This is a genomic window from Burkholderia aenigmatica, from assembly GCF_902499175.1.
In the GTDB taxonomy this organism is placed as follows: domain Bacteria; phylum Pseudomonadota; class Gammaproteobacteria; order Burkholderiales; family Burkholderiaceae; genus Burkholderia; species Burkholderia aenigmatica.
Genome location: NZ_CABVQC010000151.1, coordinates 1 through 1439, shown reverse-complemented (window position 1 = coordinate 1439; position 1439 = coordinate 1). Strand labels below are relative to the sequence as shown.

Annotated in this window: 3 protein-coding genes; all 3 read left to right on the top strand. The window is 63.9% G+C overall.

Annotated elements, in window-relative coordinates:
• Positions 1-485: transposase (locus BDO18943_RS42420; RefSeq protein ID WP_175026721.1), on the top strand; the 485-nt coding region annotated here is incomplete at its 5' end.
• Entirely contained in the window at positions 482-853 is a 372-nt protein-coding gene (locus BDO18943_RS42415) for a hypothetical protein (RefSeq protein ID WP_003100853.1), read from the top strand. The genes BDO18943_RS42420 and BDO18943_RS42415, both read left to right, overlap by 4 nt.
• Positions 847-1404 (top strand): recombinase family protein, encoded by a 558-nt coding sequence (locus tag BDO18943_RS42410; protein ID WP_003100847.1) that lies wholly within the window; start codon positions 847-849, stop codon positions 1402-1404. Before BDO18943_RS42415 ends, BDO18943_RS42410 begins: the two co-directional genes overlap by 7 nt.
• Positions 1405-1439 lie beyond the last annotated feature (35 nt).

Genomic DNA, 1439 nt, shown 5'->3' with positions numbered 1-1439 from the left:
ATCAGCACATTGCGCTGTTCTGGATGATCGGTGCTCCGGGCGTCTTCGCGCCCGTGATCGAGAACGCCAAGCGGCCCGATGCCGGCGCCGTCATGGCGTGGGGTGTCGCGATCGTGGCGGTGATGATCCTCTTCACCCCTTTGCTGCTGCGCTGTCCACCATTCCGGCGCTGGTATGGCCGGACGGATGCGCTGTCGGAGCGGCAGCGCCAGGCGCTTGCCGAGCGCGGCCTGCGCCGCTACTACCAGACCGCTTTCGATGACGGCTACGTGCCCCGCGTGATGCCCTACGTGTGGCGCATCATCTGGACGGTCGGCGGGTTGATGGCTGTGACCGCCGTACTGCCTACCAACACCGGACGGCCAGCCTTCGATGCCTTGGTGGTCTTCTCGACCTGGTATCCGATAGGCGTGATGCTGCTGGTTTTCGCGTCGAGGCCCCTTGGCCGGTTGATTCGCCAAAGAGCACAGGAGCGGCGGAAATGAGCACGTCAACCATCGAGGCGCTGGCCAGCGCCTGGGCAAGGATTGCCGAGGAAGCGGAATTCCCCGCTGACTACGAGGGGACTGCCACACCACAAGCGCATCGGGCTAGCGAAGCTATTCAGGAGCAGATTCGGGAGCGCATCGTCGCCACCAACGACATGCGGCTGTTCAGCCTGCTGCACCTGCTGGGTCAGGCGTCGCTGCGCATGGAGCAAGCGCTGTGGCCGGAGGATTACGAGCGGATGACGCGCGAGGTTGAGGAAGCCCTGCGGCAAGCCACCGACGCCAACGCCAGATCGTACACCCACGAAGAAGTGATGCAGGCGATGCAGGAACGCATCGACCGGGCGCGAGACAAGCCATGTTGATTGGCTATGCGCGCGTCTCGACGCAGGATCAGAACCTGGAGCTGCAACGCGAAGCCTTGAGCAAGGCCGGATGTAAAAAGGTCTTCGAGGACAAGGTGAGTGGCACGCGGGCAGACCGGCCTGGCTTGGCCAAGACGCTCGAAATGCTGCGCGAAGGCGATACTTTGGTCGTCTGGAAGCTCGACCGGCTGGGCCGGTCGGTCAAGCAACTGGTCGATCTGGTCGGCGATCTGCACAAGCACGGTGTCCAGTTCAGGAGCCTCACCGACTCCATCGACACCGGCACACCATCCGGGCGGTTCTTCTTCCACGTCATGGCGAGCCTTGCCGAAATGGAGCGCGAGCTGACCGTCGAGCGCACCCGCGCCGGGCTGGAAGTCGCCAAGCAGCTCGGCCGCAAAGGCGGCCGCAAGCCGAAGATGACCGACAGCAAGATCGAGTCGGCCAAGAAGCTGCTGGCCAGCGGGGTGCCGCCCAAGGACGTGGCCAAGAACCTCGGCGTGTCCATTCCGACGCTGTACCGCTGGGTGCCAGCCTCCACGCACGCTTAGCGTGCTTTATTTTCCGTTTTCTGAGACGACCCCTG

Coding starts and splice junctions, on each gene's coding strand:
- BDO18943_RS42415 (WP_003100853.1), top strand. CDS start 482: ATGAGCACGTCAACCATCGAGGCGCTGGCCAGCGCCTGGGCAAGGATT.
- BDO18943_RS42410 (WP_003100847.1), top strand. CDS start 847: ATGTTGATTGGCTATGCGCGCGTCTCGACGCAGGATCAGAACCTGGAG.